Origin of the sequence: Actinomadura sp. NPDC000929, assembly GCF_040492065.1 — a bacterium.
Taxonomy (GTDB): Bacteria; Actinomycetota; Actinomycetes; order Streptosporangiales; family Streptosporangiaceae; genus Spirillospora; species Spirillospora verrucosospora.
Genome location: NZ_JBEUPA010000005.1, coordinates 57,286 through 74,992, shown reverse-complemented (window position 1 = coordinate 74,992; position 17,707 = coordinate 57,286). Strand labels below are relative to the sequence as shown.

Below are 17,707 nucleotides of genomic sequence, written 5' to 3'. Positions count from 1 at the left end.
CAACTAGGGTGCTAACCGCATCCGGCCTGGGCGGGTCTCCCGCTCAGGCCACTTTCATTAGTGGCCTGTTTCGCCGTCCAAGAGCGGCCTTTCCGCCCCTGAAACGCGAAGAGCGTTCGTGTTGGGCCTTCACCTCCATCAGGAGTGCTTCAGCGTCAACACGAACGCTACCCGGTACTCAGAGTTTCTACTAGTACTTAGAGTACTAGAAGACGTACTTTTTCTACGCGCCTACCCTCTCGGCGAGTGCTCGCAGGTCGGAGGAGGGCGGGTCTTGCATGGTGAGAAGGTCGGACACGACCTGACGCACGACCCGATGGTTCCGCACCTGCTCCGGCGTGATCGACTCCGCCTCCAGCAAGGCCGCAACAGCACCATCGACCTGCCGCCGCTGGGCGTGCGCACGCGCGAGGTCGACTTGAAGCCTTGCCCGGCGCTCACGGGACAACGTCGAGGTATCGACCTCGCTCCCGGCCCGAAGCGCATGGCCGGCGTCTCCCAGCTCTACCGCCACGGTGACCTCATGCAGGACGACATTCGCCGGGCCGAACTCGGTGTTGTAGTCGTTGCGGCCGCTCCCGAGCCGTTCAGCGACCTCACGAGCCCGCGCCAGGTGCTCATACGCCACGTCCGCCTGATTGAGCCGAGCCGCGGCCATGGCTCGCTGCAACGTCAGCCCACCCCATAGGGACATGGCTTCCGGCTTGCCCTGGTCGACAAGGAACCACAGCGCCTCAGTTGCCGTCCGGGCGTTCTCCTCTGCCTGGTCGAACTGCCGCGCTCCCAGGAAGACGAACCCGAGCCGGAAGGCGCCAGCGGCCATCATCAGCGGATCTCCCGCACGCTCGGCCGCGACGATGGCGCGGTCAGCGGCGATCCACGACGCTTCCGGTTCGTTGAGCTTGGACAGGGCCGCCGAGCAGGCTTGATAGGTCGCCGCCAGCAGGTTGAACAGCTCTGCCCGCCGCTCCTCCGGCGCCGACCGCACCGCGGTTTCCAGCGCCGGCACCAAGCCCCGGAGCAAGTCAGCCAGTTCTACATAGTGGCTCTCATGCGCCAGTTCCCAAGCCCGATCCACCCGCGGCTTGATCTCCGCCGTAGGCGGGACGGGGGCCGAGTGCAGCATGGCCCGGAGCGAGTGAGCGCCCGACAGCACCAGCCGTAGCCCGGCCGATCCCGGCATCTCCTCACTCGACGCGGCGACAACCGGAGCTTCGGCCGCCAACTCCGAGAGCGGAAGCTCCAGCACCTCGGCGACCTTCTCCAGGACCGACATGCGGTCGACCTTGCGCACGCCGCGCTCCACCTGGGAGACCCAGGCAACGGACCGATCGATCAGCCGCGCCAGCTCAGGCTGAGAGAGCCCGCGCCGCTTGCGCTCCTGAGCGATCCGTCGTCCGAGCGCTCTTTGATACTCAGTGCTCACCCTGACGTTCCCTTGCCTACCTGTAGGCCCAACCAGTCGACCTCTACCGAGGCGAGCAGGTCATCACGGGCACTGAGGAACCGCCGGACGTGGTCCTGCTCCTCGTGCGCGTCGAAGGCCGCCCGGTCCCGGTACAGCTCATAGAAGATCCTCTGCAGCGGCTGCCCGTCGACCTTGTGCACCGCGTAGATCAGCGTGCCCGGCTCTTCCGTTTCGATCTTGCCGATCGTCTCGGAGACCAGCTGGTCGAACTTACCGGCGCTCTCTTCGTCCTTGCAGGTGAACCGGACCATCAAGCCGAACATCGGCACCCTCCTTCGTCGCCTCTACGAGATCAGTACTTATTGTGCGGCGCAAGTACGCGAAGTGACTTGTACTTGAAGTACTGTACTCGTACTTTGAATACCAATCCAGGTTGATCAGGCTCTGACCAGCAAGATCACCGCGATGAGCTGGCCGATCGACCTTGCAGAAGACCGTCCGAAGGAACCCTTATGCCCGTTCCCCCAGACGCCCCGACGCCGGACGCGACAGACACCCACCCACGTCCACCAGGCGGCAACCCACGTGAATGGCGAGACGCAGCGCTCGCCTTGATAGCCGCCCTGGATCAGCGCGGCTTAACAGCCAAGCCATGGGGACACGCCGCGGTGATGGCCGTGAACCTCGCAGGGGAGCCGGCACCCGACAACGCCCTTGGCCAGGCGCTGAGCCCCGGCCTGCGCCAAGTAGTCAGATGCCACCCGCACGCCCGCGACCGCGAGCTGTGGTGGCACTGGGTCTGGTCCGGTCCGACCCGCGGTTCCGAGCCTGAGCTTGAACCGCTGTGCCCGCTGTGGGAGACCGAACTGGCCGCCGACCGCATCGGACGCGTCCTCGCTCTCACCAAGGAGAGCGGCGCATGATCGACGAATCCGCCGTGACCCTACGGCTATGGGGACGCCGAGCCCGTCGCTTCCTCCGCTGGTTCGGCACCAGAGACCGCCAGGACCGCAAGGCCATGTGGCACCTAGACCGCCTCGCCGAAGCACTCGCCGCCCAGGGATGGCGCACAAGACGACGCTTCCACGTCTCTCCAGCAACACTGCGCGTCGGGCCCACCAAGCACGCGCCCGCCACCGAGGAACTCAGCGCCACCCACTTCGGCCGATGGGTCTATCTCACCCGCAGCAACCCCCAACCCATCCCCTGCGCCGATCTGGACCAGGCGGTCACCGAGGTCGAGCGCATCCTTCGGGGCCAGCTCCACGAGCCGAGCCCCGGGAAGGCCCGACGCCATGAGCGGCAACGCTGAGACCAAGCGGGCCGCCCAAGTCCTCGCCGAGATGTTCCCTGGCATCCAAGCCTGGTACGGCGAAGCGACAGGGGAGTGGTGGGCCATGATCCCCCTACCGACCGGCGACCGCCTACTCTCGGCCCCCGATGTCCACCAGCTACGCGAGCAGATCACCGACACGAAGGCGTGGCCATGGCATCAGAGGTGAACACCGCCGACCACTCCCCGCACCACCCAGGCATCACCACTCGATGCCCGACAACCTGTCTCGGCGTCTACACAGTCGGCGACCTGGTCACCCTTCTCACCACAGCCGCCCGCACAGCTTCCCCAGACGCCACCCACGCCGGCGAACCCCAGCAGCGCGCCCGGCACACAGGAAGCTGCCCCCTGTCCTGCCTTCACCTGTCCGTCAGAGTCATCAACGCCCTCAAGTACGCCGACCTCCCACCGCGGACCATCGGCGCCCTACTCCACATGATCCGAACCGACCAACTGACCGAAGTCCGCAACATCGGCCGCCGCAGCCTCGCAGAGGTCAACCAGGCCCTCACCGCCACAGGCTTCGACGTCCGCCACACCAATCTGATCTAGATCCGCACCCGGCCCCTGAGTTGCCGCCGCGAGTCCCTGACCAGGCAACTCAGGGGCCGAAGCATGTGCAGAAACCAAGATCATCAGAGGGCTCCGCCCGCCGGATGAGAACTTTCTCTACGTCTTCAAGGGCGCCCGCTCCGCGGCCGCCGGCGGCCGCCCGCCCCGCCGCGCCGGGCGTGCGGCCTGTCCCGTCCGGTCCCGCCGCGCCGCGCCGCCCGGCCGCACTACAGAGGAAAGTCCGACGTTGCGTTACTCCGCCGAGTCGTCAGAAGGCACGTGACGCATACTCCCTAATCATTTCCATAATCCGGCCCCTCAAATGCCTCTGCGTACCTTGTCGAGATATCTTCACCCATCTCCTCTACGTATTGCACCTCGATACCAGCGGCGCGAATCTCGGCGGTGTTCTCTAGTTCGAGGTCACAGAGGCCACATTTAAATGAAGTTCCTACGTAGACTACGTCCCAAGCAATTACATCATCTTCTTCGATTCTGGAGTTGGTCTGTCGGACTGCCCGCATTTGCAATATGACCTTCCGCGCACATGCCGGACAGTCTACAAATAGGCCCGCTTCAGAGATCATGAATTCTTTACTTATTGGATCAAGTACCACCCTGCGTTGCACAAAGAAGTCGCCCCCGGGCGGCGGTAGTGGCATTGCAGCCTGTCTCGCTGCAATCTCTTCTGGCTTCAGATGTCCCAAGAACTCCTCGGCGGCTTTAATGCGCTTGTTAATCAATGCAAGAAGCCGTTGGTCGGCCTCGTCTGCGAGTGCTCGACCATGCTCCATGGTTCGCTCGCCAACAAGAGCTGAAGCATCCAAGCCAAGGTGAGTGCACAGGACGTCAACAATTCGTGTGAATTTGGGCATCCACTGGAAGGTTTCGGAACTCAAAGGGGATTCACTTCCGTGAATCTCTTCGTTACGCAGCCCGGCCAGCGCAAGCGCATCCTCCTGCTGCTCCTTCCCGAATTCGGAAATCACCTGCCCAAGTCGACCGATTACAGTCTTAGTTGTGACTGACTTAGGGGCGGCGGCGCCAGGTTTAGAAGCAAATCCGGCTGCAGCCATTATCGAATCCGGCTCAGCGAGCAGGAGGGGGTTGACGCGAGCTAGGGGCGCTCGCAGCAGGAACTCCAATCCCAGAAGTAGCCAGAGGCCAGTGACATCATTCTCTACCCGAGGATGATCTTCTGCGCGCCCAAAATATAGTTGCGCCTTACCGATATACGCTTCATACTCCCACAAAATTAACCCCAAACATAGATCCGTTGCAGAACTCGCTTGTCGTGTGCATTCACCGCAGGCCTGCGATGCAAAGTGCGAAAGTTGTCAATGATCAGCGTTTTTTTAGGCTCCCATTCGATTGTCGCACTCGGGTGAAGTTCGCCGATATCCTTCAATGTCGCAGATGCTATCGGTGAGCAAGTGCGAGGATCCCAGCGAAGGCGCCATCCGCTGTCCGTAGGAATAGCTGCTGGGAGGTATCTGACCCTGCCGGAACGGTCGCATGCTTTCAGCGTAGTTTGCTTAAAAATCCTCCAAGCGTCATCATCGGGCCTGAGTATCTCCGTGGATGTGTTGCCTGTCAATTCCTTGGCATGCAGGATCAGCCAACGGGGCGGTCGCACCGAGATAGCGCCGTCTGTATGCCATGGAAATTCTCCGAGCCCATACACCCCGGAGAGACTCCAAGGGTCGGCGGCAGCCTCACTCTTTGGATATAGGAGCTCAGCATGGCTGCTCTGACCTAATTCTCTAGCTATCTGCTCCGGCTCTGCTCCATCAAGGAACGCATAACCTTGCTCGTCGAGTTGCACCATAAGCCTCTCCATGATCCCTCATTATGGAGGGAGTATCGTTCGGTGGGAAGTCGCCCTGGCCGCAGCATCAAGAGCATGGTCTCCCCGGGAGCCCGCTGTCGTCCAGTTGAGTAACCGGAGCCCCGCAAGGCGATCGTGCGTTCGGAGTTGACAACGCATCGCCTGCCTGTAGCACTCTAAGCGTAGACGGTGCGCACCGACGTGATGTTGCTGAACATGTTTAGCGTAGGTTGGACGAGCGCGAAGCGGGGGCCTCGCGGCCCCCAGCCCCCCGCGGGCCGGAGGGCACGCCCGCGCGAATCGGTCTGTCACACCGTCTCGTCGTTCGCGCGGGCGCACCCTCCGGGACGGTTGCGTGATGAGCAAGCGATGCCTTTAGATTTGATAAGCTCCGTACCACTGCCGAATGGCAAGTCGATCTACTTCTCGACTAAGAAGGCGGTGGTACGGAATCGATCCGGAAGTTGCACGGCCTACGTTGGCAATCCGGTATCGAATCGTAAAGTAGCACCTTGTTTCGGCGGCGTTTGCGTGCTTCATGGTCTCTAGTGATTCGATACAAGGCAACGTCATAGGCCCAAGAATGTGTAGAAACCTTGCGTTCTATGCCAAAATGCTTTCTTGTCGCCGTTTCTAGGACGCGGTGATATTCTTCTTGCAGACCCCACGAGAACCGTGCGAAGTCGACTTCTTCCCAGCCGTACAGGTGTTCGAGTTCGAACCGAACCGCGGCTATGAAGTCTACTTCGGATCGGTTCACCTTCTCTGTCCTTGATCCGAGCTTACGAGCCAGCTCCTTGACATGCTCGGTTTCGCGTTCCCATTTACTCCCCGAATCCCTCATCTCTGCATAATCCACCCAAGCCCAAAATGCTTCCGCATCGGCTATGTCGGGTGCTTGCCTATGATGATATTCGCAAAGTAATGCAAAGTTGCGTACGTCCATTGATCCGCCCAGTGAACTTGGTACCACGTGGGCGCGTTCTGTGGGCGTGTTCCAGCAGACCAGGCAGCATGGGTCAGATTCCATCCCGAGGTAACGCGCGATCACTTCCTTGCTTGGCGGCGTTTTTCGGTTACCCTCAGTTTGTTCTCTGGCTCGAATCGGCAGAAGGTCAACGTCGTACCAGAAGTCTTTCTCCTCGCCAGCCGGATAGCCGATATAGAGTCGATTCGGGATATCATTGCGTTGTGCATTCTTGTTCTGCAGTTCTCCAAAAGGGGTGATCGCTGCAGTTAAGTATGGAAATATGAACTCCGGAAGAAAGTGGCAAAGTATCTCGTAGGCATCGTGGTCATAACCACCTTCGTTGTTTCTGTGGCCTTGTATGCGAAGTAGGAGTGTACGCTCGGCGCCTGGGGATGCCTGTTGGCTATCTCGCAGTATCGTGAAGATTCGCTGTGCGCAGCGTTCGAAGTTTTCGTAGACAGCCATGTCATGATAGAGCTGAATCCGTTCGGGGTCATTTTTTTGGCGACGATTCTTTGTCGCGTTACGATTTGAGGTTTTGCGGACGCGCTTCTTCTTAGGCACAGGCTTCCTCAAGGTATCTCGGCTACGTGATCGATGATGGCATGAGGGTCTGACAGATCGGGGCGTCAGCGGACCGAACCATCTGCGCCTTCACCGAAGGGTGGCCCATGGGGGAAAGTGATCTTTAAGCAATAGATCTCGGAGGGGCGAGCTCCGGACCAGGCAACGCCGGGCCAGCATGGCTGCGCAGGGGCGCCGGACCCGGCAAGGCCGGTTCCGCGTCCCGACGCCGAAGCCCGGTAGGCGAAGCTGCTTGGCGCGGTCTCTCATCGTTCACGCGGACGCCCCCTCGGGACGGTGTGGATGCTAACGGCGGTGCTAACAACGGGGTCGGATGATCTTGGACGGGTGTGGACGTCCGGGAGGTTGCGGCGCTGGTCAGCGGGCACGTGGGGACGTGCCTGGACGTCGCTGATCTCGCTTGTAAACAGATGTCCAGGCGAGCCTGAACCAGGGGCCTGCGCCAACCTGGCCCCCTTGAGTCGGAGCCCACATCACGCTTCGCCTGAGCTATCTTCAGGGCGTGGGCGAGGCTGAGGTGAGCGGCCATGCCTGGCGCGATGGTGTACGCCGGCGGATCACCACTGAGCAGGACTCAGGCGGCCTTAGCTCCTCTCATCGAGTACGACGCCGATCCGTTCGAAGTGGAGTTGTACGAGACCGCTTCCGACCCACAGGTCGTTTTCATCGACCGCGCCCAACGCCGCCGGGCAGGCCAGCACGAGCGGCATGTCCGGCGACTGCGAAGCCGAAGGCAGCATCGCCACGGGTGACAGCAACAGTGACAGCAACAGCAGGCAGCAGCGCCAGCCACAGGCGCACGCTGGCAGCCGGTCAGCCTCGCGCGATGCTCGCGCACCAAGAGTGTTGTTATAGCTGAAAAGCGGAAGCTCGGCGGTTGACCCCGCCCCTGCCTCCCACTCCAAGCAGCAACGATCGGCCCCTGTCCAGCGGTTCACGGTCAGGGGCCGATCTCGTCTGTCCGGCTGTCACCGGCGGGTTGCGAGTGGCCGTGCGGAGTACGTACGGAACTCAGTCATCCCGTAGGCCTGCTCGATGCGGCGGCTTCCCGCATCTGCCTCGCCGGACGCTTCCGACCGACCGCACAAGTGGCCACGTCGTCCCCTCGCGCTCATTCCGTCCTCCTTCGTCCCTCATTGAAGGCGCCCCAACTGCCGGAAACGCCCGCTATGTCAGGGGATGTGGCTAGGTTGATCGCGAGGCAGTGTCATGGGCAGGGGAAGGCGGGGCATGGCGGGCTGGTTGATGATCGCAGTGGAAGAGCGCAAGCGGGCAGGTGACGGGTACGACGACGACCCTTCTCGCCACTACAGCTGGGACGCTCGGGTGCCGAACGCCACTGCGGTTGCCGTCGGTGACGTGATCGTTCTGTGGGATACCCACACCCTCCTCGGCCTGTCGGTCATCGAGGCGATCGAGGTTGGCGCTGGGAAGAAGGAGCTGCGGAACTGCCCAGCTTGCGGCAGGGCCGACGTCGCCCGACGCAAGACGATGATCCCCGAGTACAAGTGTTGGAAGTGCGGGGCCGAGTTCAACCAGCCAGTCACACGCGAAGTAGAGGTGAAGACCTACCGCAGCCGTCACGAAGCTGGCTGGATCGATCTGCGCGGGAGTGTCTCCGGTGCCGAGCTTCGCCAGCTGTGCGAGAAGCCAAGCTCACAGCTGAGCTTGCGCCGGCTGCGGTGGGAAGACTTTCGCGAGCGGATAGAGACGGGCAAGAACCCCACGCCGCTCAGAATCTTGGATAAGACGCACGAGGTCATCACTGGAGGCCATCGGAAGGTCGCGGTGCGTGTACGGGTGGGGCAACCTGTCTTCCGGGAAGCGATGCTTGCGACCTTCGGCGAGGTCTGCGCCTTCACGGGTCCCACCCCTGCCCAAGCCTTGGAAGCCGCCCACCTGTACAGTTATGCCGCTACTGGCAAGCACCATAGAGGTGGCGGCCTCCTCCTGCGGCGTGACATCCACCGCCTGTTCGATCTCGGTCTACTCGCCTATAACCCGGGCGCGAAGACGATCGACGTGGCGCCCAGCCTTGCCAACTTTCCTCTCTATTCCAAACTTCACGGCAAGGTTCTCTCGATCGCCACCACTGACGAACACGTCAAGTGGCTGACCAAACATTGGGATATGCACCGAAACGCTCGTCAGCGGAGTTCGTGACAACATCGATAGCGTAGCCACGCTCCAGTGAGCATGGGCTATAAGTGAACCGCCATCATCCCACCGCACGCAGATAGGAATAAATCTCTCGTGCGATGACAGTGGAAAGCTGAACGGGGATGGCGTTTCCGATTTGCCGCGCTATCTGAATCTTGCCGCCGCACCACAGAAAGTCATCCGGGAAGCCTTGAATAAGGGCGGCTTCATAATGCGTGATCGGCCGATGCTCCCAAGGGTGGAGATAGCGTCCTTTCTCTGGCTTGAAGAACTCCGTTCGTATCGTAACGGCAGGTCGATCCATGGCCATGCGACCGAAAACATCGCCTGCACCGTGGCGGAAGCTCACCCAGTTCAACGTCGACAGGTGCGGCGGCAGGTTATGCCGGTTCCCTCCTGGCGGGATCAGCGTATAACGCTCCATAGAGAGGGCGGTTGCTCTCCGCCCTACGTGCAACTCGCGGGTCTTAAAGGTGCCGGGCAACTGAGTACCGAGAGGCGCACAAATGTAATCGGGAAGCTCGGACTTGATCGGATAATAGCTAGACTTCTTAAAGATTGAGGAGACCGAGACCCATGGTGAGGTTCCATACCCCTCAAATAGAGATGCCATTTCCGAGGAGACCCTCTTGCCGTGAGTTGGTATCGGATGCTTGAGTGGTCGTGATTGGGGATGACTGTAGATCAGATCCCGGTGGGTGCCTAGTATGATTGCGCGTCTTCTGGTTTGCGGGATGCCATAGTCGGCGGCGTTCATGATCTGCGACTCCAGGACGTAGTCTTGGAGGGGGCCGCCCCGTTGGGTAGATCCTAGAAGGACCGTATATTCGGGCGATTGCATGAAGCGGTCAACATTCTCTATCACAAAAATGCCTGGGGCGCCGGCTTGTATGAAACGCAGGTATTCGAATAGAACTTTATTTCGAGGATCGTCGACATTCCGCTTGCCGAGACCGGAAAATCCCTGGCAAGGCGGCCCTCCCAGCATGACGTCGACCGCCCCATAAGCGGGCGCCTCGCAATACTCTATATCGCGAACAAGCATCTGCTTTCCGGTGTCGAATTCCTTACCGAAGTTGGAGGCGAATGTCGCAGCCGCTACATTGTCGCTTTCAATGGCGCCGACAAGTCGAAAGGGCGATCGCGCCGCGCCAGGCAAACGGAACGCCAGGAACCCTTGAGAGAATCCACCGCAACCCGCGAAAAGTTCCATAAAGCTGATCGTTCTCATAGTCCTATTTGTACACCCGAGAAGAGATTGGGTCAGTCGCCATAACGCGCTCCCGCGTGATCCGCCGGCCGAGGACGTCACGAGGGTAGCCAGGGGGTCTGACACTCGGTGGTCGGCTCTGCGGGCAGTGAGAGACCCCCGACTGGCGGACCGCGGTCAAGGGCTCTCGCCCCGCCTGGCAACACTCAGTGACCATCAGGTGTCTGACTGTGCGCGTCGCGCACGGATGTCAGCTGTTCTGTAGCGCCTGCTCAATGCGCCGTTTGGCTTCCTTCTTCTGCCCCACGATAGAAACCGAACTCTGGCTGGCGGCAGAATTTCGATCGTTTGTCCAGAGGCTCGTCCCTGCCGCCAGCTAGCTCGGCGTGCCGAATGCGGGCCGAAGTCCGGCGTCCTGGGAGAGAAGCGGCAGGTCAGGGGAGTTGGGCGGTGGGACTGTAAATCTGTCGGCTTAGCCTACCCGGGTTCGAATCCTGGACTCGCCACCATCACACAGAACGGCCCCTCACTAGGGATGACGTGAGTGAGGGTCGTTTTGCTACTGTCCGGCTGTGTTCGGCCCTCCACGAGCCTTTGCGGACGGGCAGGTTGAATACGCGTTGAAGTTCTGCCGCCTCTGAGCGGCGTTCCCGGAGCCTCCTCAATCAGGGCTTGGGCTTCCTCCAGACCTGGTTCGGCGACGAGGCCCTTGCCGCAGCAGGGGCACAACGTAGACGGTTAGTTCGCTACCAGGCAGCCCCTGTTTCGGTGGCACAAAGCTTGGCCAGTCAGGCTTGTCCGGGCAGTCGGCTCCTCCCAGAGGCGATTAGGTCCTAGGCCACTAGGAGATTGTGCCTCCCCATGAGGCTATCTCGTGATGCATCCGTCCGGGTGGGGGCTCGTCCAACACCGGGGCCGCCGGCTGCGGGCAGTTTGGCTCTGCGTGCCAGGTGGGCACCCCTGTTCCGTGTGCTGTGGCCTATGGTGACTTGTCGGCCGCGGTCGGCCTGGTTCAGGCTTTCCCACCATGTGGATCTTGGCTGACGGGCAGGATGCGCTTATGAGTGGTTCGCGGCGAATGCTGACGGCGGTCTTGGTCGTGGCGGCGGGGGTGGTGCTGGCCGGGGCCGGGGTGTTCTTCACCCTGGTGGGGTTGGACGATGCCGATCGGTGGGCCAGCGTGATGTCGGTGTTCTTGACGGCGCTGGGGTTGGGCGTGTCCGTGTACGGGATGGTGTTGACCCGCCGTGGCCTGGGCCAGCAGCCGCAAGCGGCTGGACAGCGGGTGGGCGGGGACGTGCAGGGGCCCAATCTCCAGATTGGCCAGGCCGGTGATGTGCGGGTCGGGCCGGCGGCCACCAGGCCGCGGCGGTCGCGTCATGGAGTGCGAGGTCGGGCGCGGTTTGGCGGTCAGACCTTGGCCGGGGGGCAGGAGGTGCACGGTTCAGTGGGTGGCCGCAATGTGCAGATTGGCCAGGCCGATGACGTTGACGTTGACTAGCCCGCCTGTGACGAGTGCTGGGTGACTGGACGACTGGTTCAATACCGGCGAGTCGCTTCGAGGATTCGGGCGTCCGGGGATGTGGGGTGACAAGGTGGGGCAGTCTGTGGGCGGCAATGTCTACGGGCCCAACATTCAGATCGGATCGACAGCCGGTCCCATCATGGTGGCGTGGGAACAGCCGGAATTTCGCCTGGAGTTGCTAACGCCCCAGTTTAGGCGGATTCCCCGGTCCCAGCGGTTGCCCTCACACATGCTGGATGTGCATCGTCTGGTGGTGCCATACCGGCCACGCCCAGATGCCGAGGCCATGCTTGAGCACTGGCTAAAAGACAACGAGCCGGTGTCGCTGCGGTTGATTCCCGGGCCGGGTGGGGTAGGCAAGACCCGGCTTGGCTACTGGTCCGCCACACTCACACATGAGCAGGGATGGACGGTTCTGGGCGCTGCGGACGCCAGCAGGCCGTTGCGGGAGCCGACCAGACAGGCGGAGATGCCCGCCAGCGGGAATGTTCTGGTGGTGGTCGACTACGCCGAACGCTGGCCGCTAAAGGCGTTGACCCGGATGGTGGAGATGCTGACCACCCGGTATGACAGTCTGCACCCCGCCCACGACGCCCATAAGGCTGGTGATAATGCGCATGTGGAGCGGTTGCGAGTGTTGCTGCTGGCTCGCCCACAGGCGGGATTTTGGAAAGATGCATCGGCGGCGCTGGGGCGGGTGTCGGTTGATCTGGCCGATCCGCTCCCATTGGAGGAGTTCGTTGCCAGTCTCGATGATCTAGCCGAGGCGTTCAACGAGGCGGCTGCGGCGTTTCAGCGGGAGCTGCAGATCCAAGTGCAGTCGGTGCCGCAACCAGCGGGGTTGCAGGTGGACCGGAATGTGTCGCCGTTGATGGTGCATATGGCCGCGCTGGCCGCCGTGTGCGCCACCGACGAGGGCGCACCGATCCCTCATAGCGAGGACTTGTCGGCGTATCTGCTGCAGCATGAGCGCCGCTACTGGCAGTGCAGCCCCGCTGGGTCGGAGGCGATGGCCAGGGCAGTACTAATCGCAACGTTGTTCGGCCCGATCTGGCAGCCTGCCCGTGCGCGTGCATGGATGCGACGGGCGCGGTTGGCCGACGGGGACGCCGCTGCCGACCAGCTGCTCACTATTCATGAACGCCTCTACCCCAGCACTGAAACCCGACCGCCGCACCATCCCCAGGGAACCACCCACGGGAGCGACGCCGGGGGGGTGAGTGCGCTGGCCCCACTCAAGCCCGACAGGTTCGCCGAAGACTTTCTTGCCGATGAACTCGGGCATCAGCGCACCCAGGCACTGGTCACCGAGCTCGTCACCGATGAGCAGACCACAGCCAGAGAAGCCCGCCAAGCGCTGCTGATGCTCGCAGCAGCAGGCGGCAGACACCACACTGCTCGTCAAACGCTGTTTGCTGTCCTCCGCAGCACACCGATACGACCAGGCTGGTTGAGTCCGCCGCTGGTCACCACGGTGCTGGACCACGCGCCCTACGACCTCGCCGCCACCGTCGAGAACGCCATCCCCATCCACCACACCGACCTTCTCAGTCTTGCCCGTGACCTGGCCCAACGCCTCCACCAAGAACAACCATCCGAAGCCACGCCAGCCCAGCGTGCCCATCGCCTCAACAACCTCGGTGGCCGCTTGTGGGAGATGGGCGAGCACCGTGCCGGGCTGGAGAGATTTCGCGAGGCCGCGGAGATCCGCCGCAAGCTGGTCGAGGTCGAACCTGCCGTCTACCTGCCAGACCTTGCCCACGTCCTGAACAACCTCGGCAAGTGCCTGTCGGGGGTGGGTGACATGCGTGCCGGGCTGGAGCCGGTCCGCGAGGCGATCGGGATCTATCGCAGGCTGGCCCAGGCCGAGCCTGCCGTCTACCTCGCCGACCTGGCAGACGCTCTGAACAACCTCGGCAGCTGCCTGTCGGAGCTGGGCGAGCACCGTGCCGGGCTGGACCCATTTCGCGAGGCCGCGGAGATTCGCCGCAAGCTGGTCGAGGCCGAACCCGCCGCCTACCTTCCACGCTTGGCAGGGGTCCTGAACAACCTCGGCAAGTGTCTGTCGGAGATGGGCGAGAATCGGGCGGGGCTGGAGCCGGTCCGCGAGGCGATCGAAATCTATTGCAAACTGGCCGAGGCGGAGCCTGCCGTCTACCTCGCCGACCTGGCAGGCGCCCTGAACAACCTGGGCGTCTCTCTGTCGGGGGTGGGCGAGCAACGTGCCGGGCTGGAGCCATTTCGCGAGGCCGTGGAGATTCGCCGCAAGCTGGTCGAGGCCGAACCCGCCGCCTACCTTCCGGGCTTGGCATGGGCCCTGAACAACCTCGGCAACTGCCTGTCGGAGCTGGGTGACATGCGTGCCGGGCTGGAGCCGGTCTGCGAGGCGGTCGGGATCTATCGCAGGCTGGCCGAGGCCGAGCCTGCCGTCTTCCTTCCAGGCCTGGCCGACGCCCTGAACAACCTTGGCAACTGCCTGTCGGGGGTGGGTGAGCAGCGTGCCGGGCTGGAGCCATTTCGCGAGGCGGTCGGGACGTGTCGGAAGCTGGTCGAGGCCGAGCCTGCCGCCTACCTCCCTAAGTTGGCCTTGAGCCTGACCAACCTCGGTGGCTGCTTGTCGGGGGTGGGTGAGCAGCGTGCCGGGCTGGAGCCGGTCCGCGAGGCGGTCGGGATCTATCGCGAGCTGGCCGAGGCTGAGCCTGCAGCCTATCTCCCCATGCTGGCTATGAGTCTGACCAACCTCGGTGGCTGCTTGTCGGGGGTGGGTGACATGCGTGCCGCGCTAAAGTCGGTCCGCGAGGCGGTCGGGATCTATCGCAAGCTGGTCGAGGCCGAGCCTGCCGTCTACCTCGCCGACCTGGCAGGCGCCCTGAACAACCTGGGCGTCTCTTTGTCGGGGGTGGGCGAGCAGCGTGCTGCGCTGGAGCCATTTCGGGAGGCTGTGGACATCCGCCGTAAGTTGGCCGCGGCTCACCCCGCCGCCTATCTCCCAGGCCTGGCGGGGGCCCTCAATAACCTCGGTAACCGCCTGCTGAGGGTGGGGGGGGCAGCGTGCTGGGCTGGAGCCATTCTGCGAGGCGGTCGGGATATGTCGGAAGCTGGTCGAGGCTGAGCCTGAAGCCTATCTCCCCATGCTGGCTATGAGTCTGACCAACCTCGGTGGCTGCTTGTCCGGGGTGGGTGAGGACCGTGCTGCGCTGGAGCCATTTCGGGAGGCTGTGGACATCCGCCGTAAGTTGGCTGCGGCTCACCCCGCCGCCTACCTCCCAGACCTGGCCAGGTCGCTATGGGCTAGTGCCTGGATCAGAAATGCCCATCGCATCGAACTCACCGAAGCAGCAGCAGCCGTCGACGAAGCTATCGCCATCTACCGGGGGCTGACTGAGCAGATCCCCGAAGTATTCAATGGGTACCTAGCTGCGGCAGAACAAACCAAGACGGAGATAGGCAGGCAACCCGACTCAACGCCATAGCGTTTATCGCCCGCTGGGCCATGGGTGAGGTCGGGCGGAGGCGCTGGATGGGTCATTCGCGGGCCTTCACTGAACCCGTGACCACTCAGGCGAAAGACCCTTATCAGGGATGACCTGAGTGAGGGGCCGTTTCGCTGATGTCTAGTTGTGTACGGCCGTCCACAGGCCTTTACGGCTGGGCGGGTTAAATACGGGTTGGAGTTCCGACGCACAGGCGGCGTTCTCGGAGCCGTCCGAGGGTCTCCTGTTGATCGGCCTCGGGTTTCCTGCAGGCCTCACGCCCCCCAGCCCCTGCGGGCCGGAGGGGCCGCCCGCGCGAAGTTGTCTGCCACAGGGTCTCGTCGTTCGCGCGGGCGCACCCTCCGGGACGGGTGTGGGTGCTAACGGTGGTGCTAACAACGGGGTCGGATGATCTTGGATGGGTGTGGACGTGCGGGAGGTTGCGGCGCTGGTCAGGAGGCATGTGGGGACCCTCCCGGACGGTGTTGATCTTGCTTGTAATCAGATGCTCTCTGGCATGCGGTCGTCTCGCTGTTACTCGAATGGCCTCGGTAGCGAGCAGAGCTCGCATGCGTTATCGATGCACGGCCAGGTCGGGTCACGTTTGTGCGTAGGGGGTCTGGTTCGAGGTGATCGCGTGCAAGCCTGGAATCTATGAGTCAGCCCGGGGATACGGGGTGTAGGTGTGGGTGGTAACCGGGTCATAGGGGCGGCCTTCCTGGCGGGTGCGTTGGCGTTGCTGGTCGCGGCGCCGGGGGTGCTGGCGGTGGCTGGGGTGAAGGACTGGCGGTGGTTGACGGCCGCCGCAGTTGTGGTCCCGGTGGCGACGCTGTTCGCAGGGATCTGGAAGGCACGGTTTGAGCGGACGGTGCAGAACCGCGAGACCCTCGCTCAGGAACTGACGCAGGGAAGCTTCACCCCGGGTGGCCGGCTCCCACGGGTTAGGGAAGTCACCGACCCCATCACTATCGGGGTCCATCCCGCGCCTCGCCGATAGACCGGCCCCGACGAAGCGGAAAGCGCTGGAGCTGTTGGGGACCGGGTTCCGGTCTATGTGCCGCGCGACATCGACACCGAACTGCGCCGGGAACTGGACCGCTGCGGGTTTGTGCTGCTGGTGGGGGACTCCACGGCGGGCAAGACACGGGCGGCGTTTGAGGCCGTCCGGGCGAAGCTTCCCGATCACACGCTGATCGTGCCGGAGAAGCGGGACGGGGTGGCGGCTGCGGTGCAGAAGGCGGCCACGATCCGGCGTTGTGTGCTGTGGCTCAACGACCTTGAAAGCTACCTGGGTGCCGGGGGCCTGGCCCGCAACCACGTCACTGAGCTGATGACCGGCACCAATCATCATCGGGTGATCGTGGCGACGCTGCGGGCGGCCGAGGAAGACCGGTTTAGCGTCACGTCCGAGGACGAGGAGCGCAGGCAGCTTCAGCGTGACAGCCGCGCGGTGCTGGAGCAGGCGCACCGGATCTTTGTGGAGCGTCGGTTCAGCGCGGCTGAACAGCAGCGGGCGGGGGCTTTGGCCGGGGAGGATCCGCGAATCGGTGACGCCCTTGCGCATGCCGATACGTTCGGGGTGGCCGAGTATCTGGCATGCGGGCCGCAACTGCTGGCCGAGTGGGACAACGCGTGGGCCAAGGGCACTCACCCGAGGGCGGCCGCCCTGATCGCCGTCGCAGTGGATATCCGTCGTGCCGGGTACACCGCGCCCTTGCCCAAGATCCTGCTGGAGGAACTACACAGCGGCTACCTCGATCACAAAGGCGGCGCGCGGCTACATCCCGAAGCCCTTGACCAGGCCTGGGAATGGGCCACTCGGCCCCGGGACTCGGGTAACGCCCCCTTGCACGCCGGCACAAAGGATGCCTACGAGGTGTTCGACTACCTGGTCGACACGGTCCAGCATCGAACCCCCGCGGGCACCCACGTTCCCGAGACGACCATCACCGCCGTTCTCGCCCACGCCAGCCCGAGCGAGGCAAGCAACCTCGCCACCACGGCCCTTGCTCAAGGCCGGTATCTGGTCGCCGAGACGGCCCTACGCCAAGCCCTCGCCAGCAGCCAGGACCAGCACGGCCCCGACCACCCCGACACCCTGGCCAGCCGCGGCAACCTCGCTACCGTGCTGCAAGATCTGGGGAGGTTGGAGGAGGCGGAGGCGGAGAACCGGGCGGTGCTGGAGACCAAGGTGCGGGTGCTGGGCTCCGACCATCCCGACACCCTGACTACTCGCAGCAACCTTGCTCTCGTGGTGTGGGGTCTGGGGAGGTTGGAGGAGGCGGAGGCGGAGAACCGGGCGGTGCTGGAAACCAGGATGCGGGTGCTGGGCCCTGACCATCCCGACACCCTGACCAGCCGAAGCAACCTCGTCGGCGCGCTGCGGAGCCTGGGGAGGTTGGAGGAGGCGGAGGCGGAGAACCGGGCGGTGCTGGAAACCAGGATGCGGGTGCTGGGCCCTGACCATCCCGACACCCTGACCAGCCGAAGCAACCTCGTCGGCGCGCTGCGGAGCCTGGGGAGGTTGGAGGAGGCCGAGGCGGAGAACCGGGCGGTGCTGGAGGCCAGCGTGCGGGTGCTGGGCTCCGACCACCCTGACACCTGACCAGCCGCAACAACCTCGCCACCGTGCTTCGGAGCCTGGGACGCCCCGAAGAGAG

Annotated in this window: 13 protein-coding genes and 1 tRNA gene; 8 read left to right on the top strand and 6 right to left on the bottom strand. The window is 63.3% G+C overall.

The features are described 5' to 3' along the window. Positions 1 to 223: 223 nt before the first annotated feature. Both ABWI04_RS03325 and ABWI04_RS03320 read right to left on the bottom strand, forming a co-directional pair. Entirely contained in the window at positions 224 to 1,426 is a 1,203-nt protein-coding gene (locus ABWI04_RS03325) for a helix-turn-helix domain-containing protein (RefSeq protein WP_353831372.1), read from the bottom strand. Beyond that, positions 1,423 to 1,731, bottom strand: coding sequence for a putative quinol monooxygenase (locus ABWI04_RS03320; RefSeq protein ID WP_353831371.1), 309 nt, complete (start codon positions 1,729 to 1,731; stop codon positions 1,423 to 1,425). The genes ABWI04_RS03325 and ABWI04_RS03320 overlap by 4 nt, the downstream gene beginning before the upstream one ends. A 354-nt stretch (positions 1,732 to 2,085) precedes the next feature. Here ABWI04_RS03320 and ABWI04_RS03315 point away from each other — a divergent pair, with 354 nt between their 5' ends. The 3 genes from ABWI04_RS03315 (at position 2,086) to ABWI04_RS03305 (ending at position 3,296) form a co-directional block, all read left to right on the top strand. Next, positions 2,086 to 2,331 (top strand): hypothetical protein, encoded by a 246-nt coding sequence (locus tag ABWI04_RS03315; RefSeq protein ID WP_353831370.1) that lies wholly within the window; start codon positions 2,086 to 2,088, stop codon positions 2,329 to 2,331. After that, complete coding sequence (locus tag ABWI04_RS03310) at positions 2,328 to 2,720, top strand: hypothetical protein (protein WP_353831369.1); 393 nt, start codon at positions 2,328 to 2,330, stop codon at positions 2,718 to 2,720. Before ABWI04_RS03315 ends, ABWI04_RS03310 begins: the two co-directional genes overlap by 4 nt. Positions 2,721 to 2,894: 174 nt before the next feature. Beyond that, entirely contained in the window at positions 2,895 to 3,296 is a 402-nt protein-coding gene (locus tag ABWI04_RS03305; RefSeq protein WP_353831368.1) for a DNA-directed RNA polymerase subunit alpha C-terminal domain-containing protein, read from the top strand. A gap of 293 nt (positions 3,297 to 3,589) precedes the next feature. On the opposite strand, the gene ABWI04_RS03300 is transcribed toward ABWI04_RS03305, so the two are convergent. From ABWI04_RS03300 to ABWI04_RS03290, 3 genes are all read right to left on the bottom strand, one after another. After that, positions 3,590 to 4,285 carry a hypothetical protein gene (locus tag ABWI04_RS03300; protein WP_353831367.1) on the bottom strand — a complete coding sequence of 232 codons (696 nt, stop codon included), beginning with the start codon at positions 4,283 to 4,285 and terminating at the stop codon, positions 3,590 to 3,592. A gap of 1,269 nt (positions 4,286 to 5,554) precedes the next feature. After that, on the bottom strand, positions 5,555 to 6,658 hold the full coding sequence (locus tag ABWI04_RS03295) for an HNH endonuclease signature motif containing protein (RefSeq protein ID WP_353831366.1): 1,104 nt from the start codon (positions 6,656 to 6,658) through the stop codon (positions 5,555 to 5,557). A gap of 605 nt (positions 6,659 to 7,263) precedes the next feature. Continuing rightward, positions 7,264 to 7,584, bottom strand: a complete 321-nt coding sequence (locus ABWI04_RS03290) for a hypothetical protein (protein WP_353831365.1) — start codon at positions 7,582 to 7,584, stop codon at positions 7,264 to 7,266. Positions 7,585 to 7,909: 325 nt separating this feature from the next. On the opposite strand from ABWI04_RS03290, the gene ABWI04_RS03285 reads away from it, so the two are divergent. Next, complete coding sequence (locus tag ABWI04_RS03285; protein WP_353831364.1) at positions 7,910 to 8,842, top strand: HNH endonuclease; 933 nt, start codon at positions 7,910 to 7,912, stop codon at positions 8,840 to 8,842. A gap of 55 nt (positions 8,843 to 8,897) precedes the next feature. Here the strand turns inward: ABWI04_RS03285 and ABWI04_RS03280 are convergent, their stop codons facing one another. Continuing rightward, positions 8,898 to 10,070 carry a DNA cytosine methyltransferase gene (locus tag ABWI04_RS03280; protein WP_353831363.1) on the bottom strand — a complete coding sequence of 391 codons (1,173 nt, stop codon included), beginning with the start codon at positions 10,068 to 10,070 and terminating at the stop codon, positions 8,898 to 8,900. A 416-nt stretch (positions 10,071 to 10,486) separates the two neighbouring features. Between ABWI04_RS03280 and ABWI04_RS03275 the strand changes: the two genes are divergently transcribed. The 4 genes from ABWI04_RS03275 to ABWI04_RS03260 all read left to right on the top strand — a co-directional run bounded on the left by ABWI04_RS03275 (position 10,487) and on the right by ABWI04_RS03260 (position 17,652). Continuing rightward, positions 10,487 to 10,558, top strand: a tRNA-OTHER gene (locus ABWI04_RS03275). Between the two features lie 527 nt (positions 10,559 to 11,085). Next, positions 11,086 to 11,550 carry a hypothetical protein gene (locus ABWI04_RS03270; protein ID WP_353831362.1) on the top strand — a complete coding sequence of 155 codons (465 nt, stop codon included), beginning with the start codon at positions 11,086 to 11,088 and terminating at the stop codon, positions 11,548 to 11,550. Positions 11,551 to 11,656: 106 nt separating this feature from the next. Beyond that, positions 11,657 to 14,686 (top strand): tetratricopeptide repeat protein, encoded by a 3,030-nt coding sequence (locus ABWI04_RS03265; protein WP_353831361.1) that lies wholly within the window; start codon positions 11,657 to 11,659, stop codon positions 14,684 to 14,686. A gap of 1,415 nt (positions 14,687 to 16,101) precedes the next feature. Next, complete coding sequence (locus ABWI04_RS03260) at positions 16,102 to 17,652, top strand: tetratricopeptide repeat protein (RefSeq protein ID WP_353831360.1); 1,551 nt, start codon at positions 16,102 to 16,104, stop codon at positions 17,650 to 17,652. The last annotated feature ends 55 nt before the right edge of the window (positions 17,653 to 17,707 follow it).

Bases quoted from the DNA above. Each gene is read 5' to 3' on its own strand.
- ABWI04_RS03320 (WP_353831371.1), bottom strand. From the start codon at position 1,731: ATGTTCGGCTTGATGGTCCGGTTCACCTGCAAGGACGAAGAGAGCGCC.
- ABWI04_RS03310 (WP_353831369.1), top strand. From the start codon at position 2,328: ATGATCGACGAATCCGCCGTGACCCTACGGCTATGGGGACGCCGAGCC.
- ABWI04_RS03305 (WP_353831368.1), top strand. From the start codon at position 2,895: ATGGCATCAGAGGTGAACACCGCCGACCACTCCCCGCACCACCCAGGC.
- ABWI04_RS03285 (WP_353831364.1), top strand. From the start codon at position 7,910: ATGGCGGGCTGGTTGATGATCGCAGTGGAAGAGCGCAAGCGGGCAGGT.
- ABWI04_RS03280 (WP_353831363.1), bottom strand. From the start codon at position 10,070: ATGAGAACGATCAGCTTTATGGAACTTTTCGCGGGTTGCGGTGGATTC.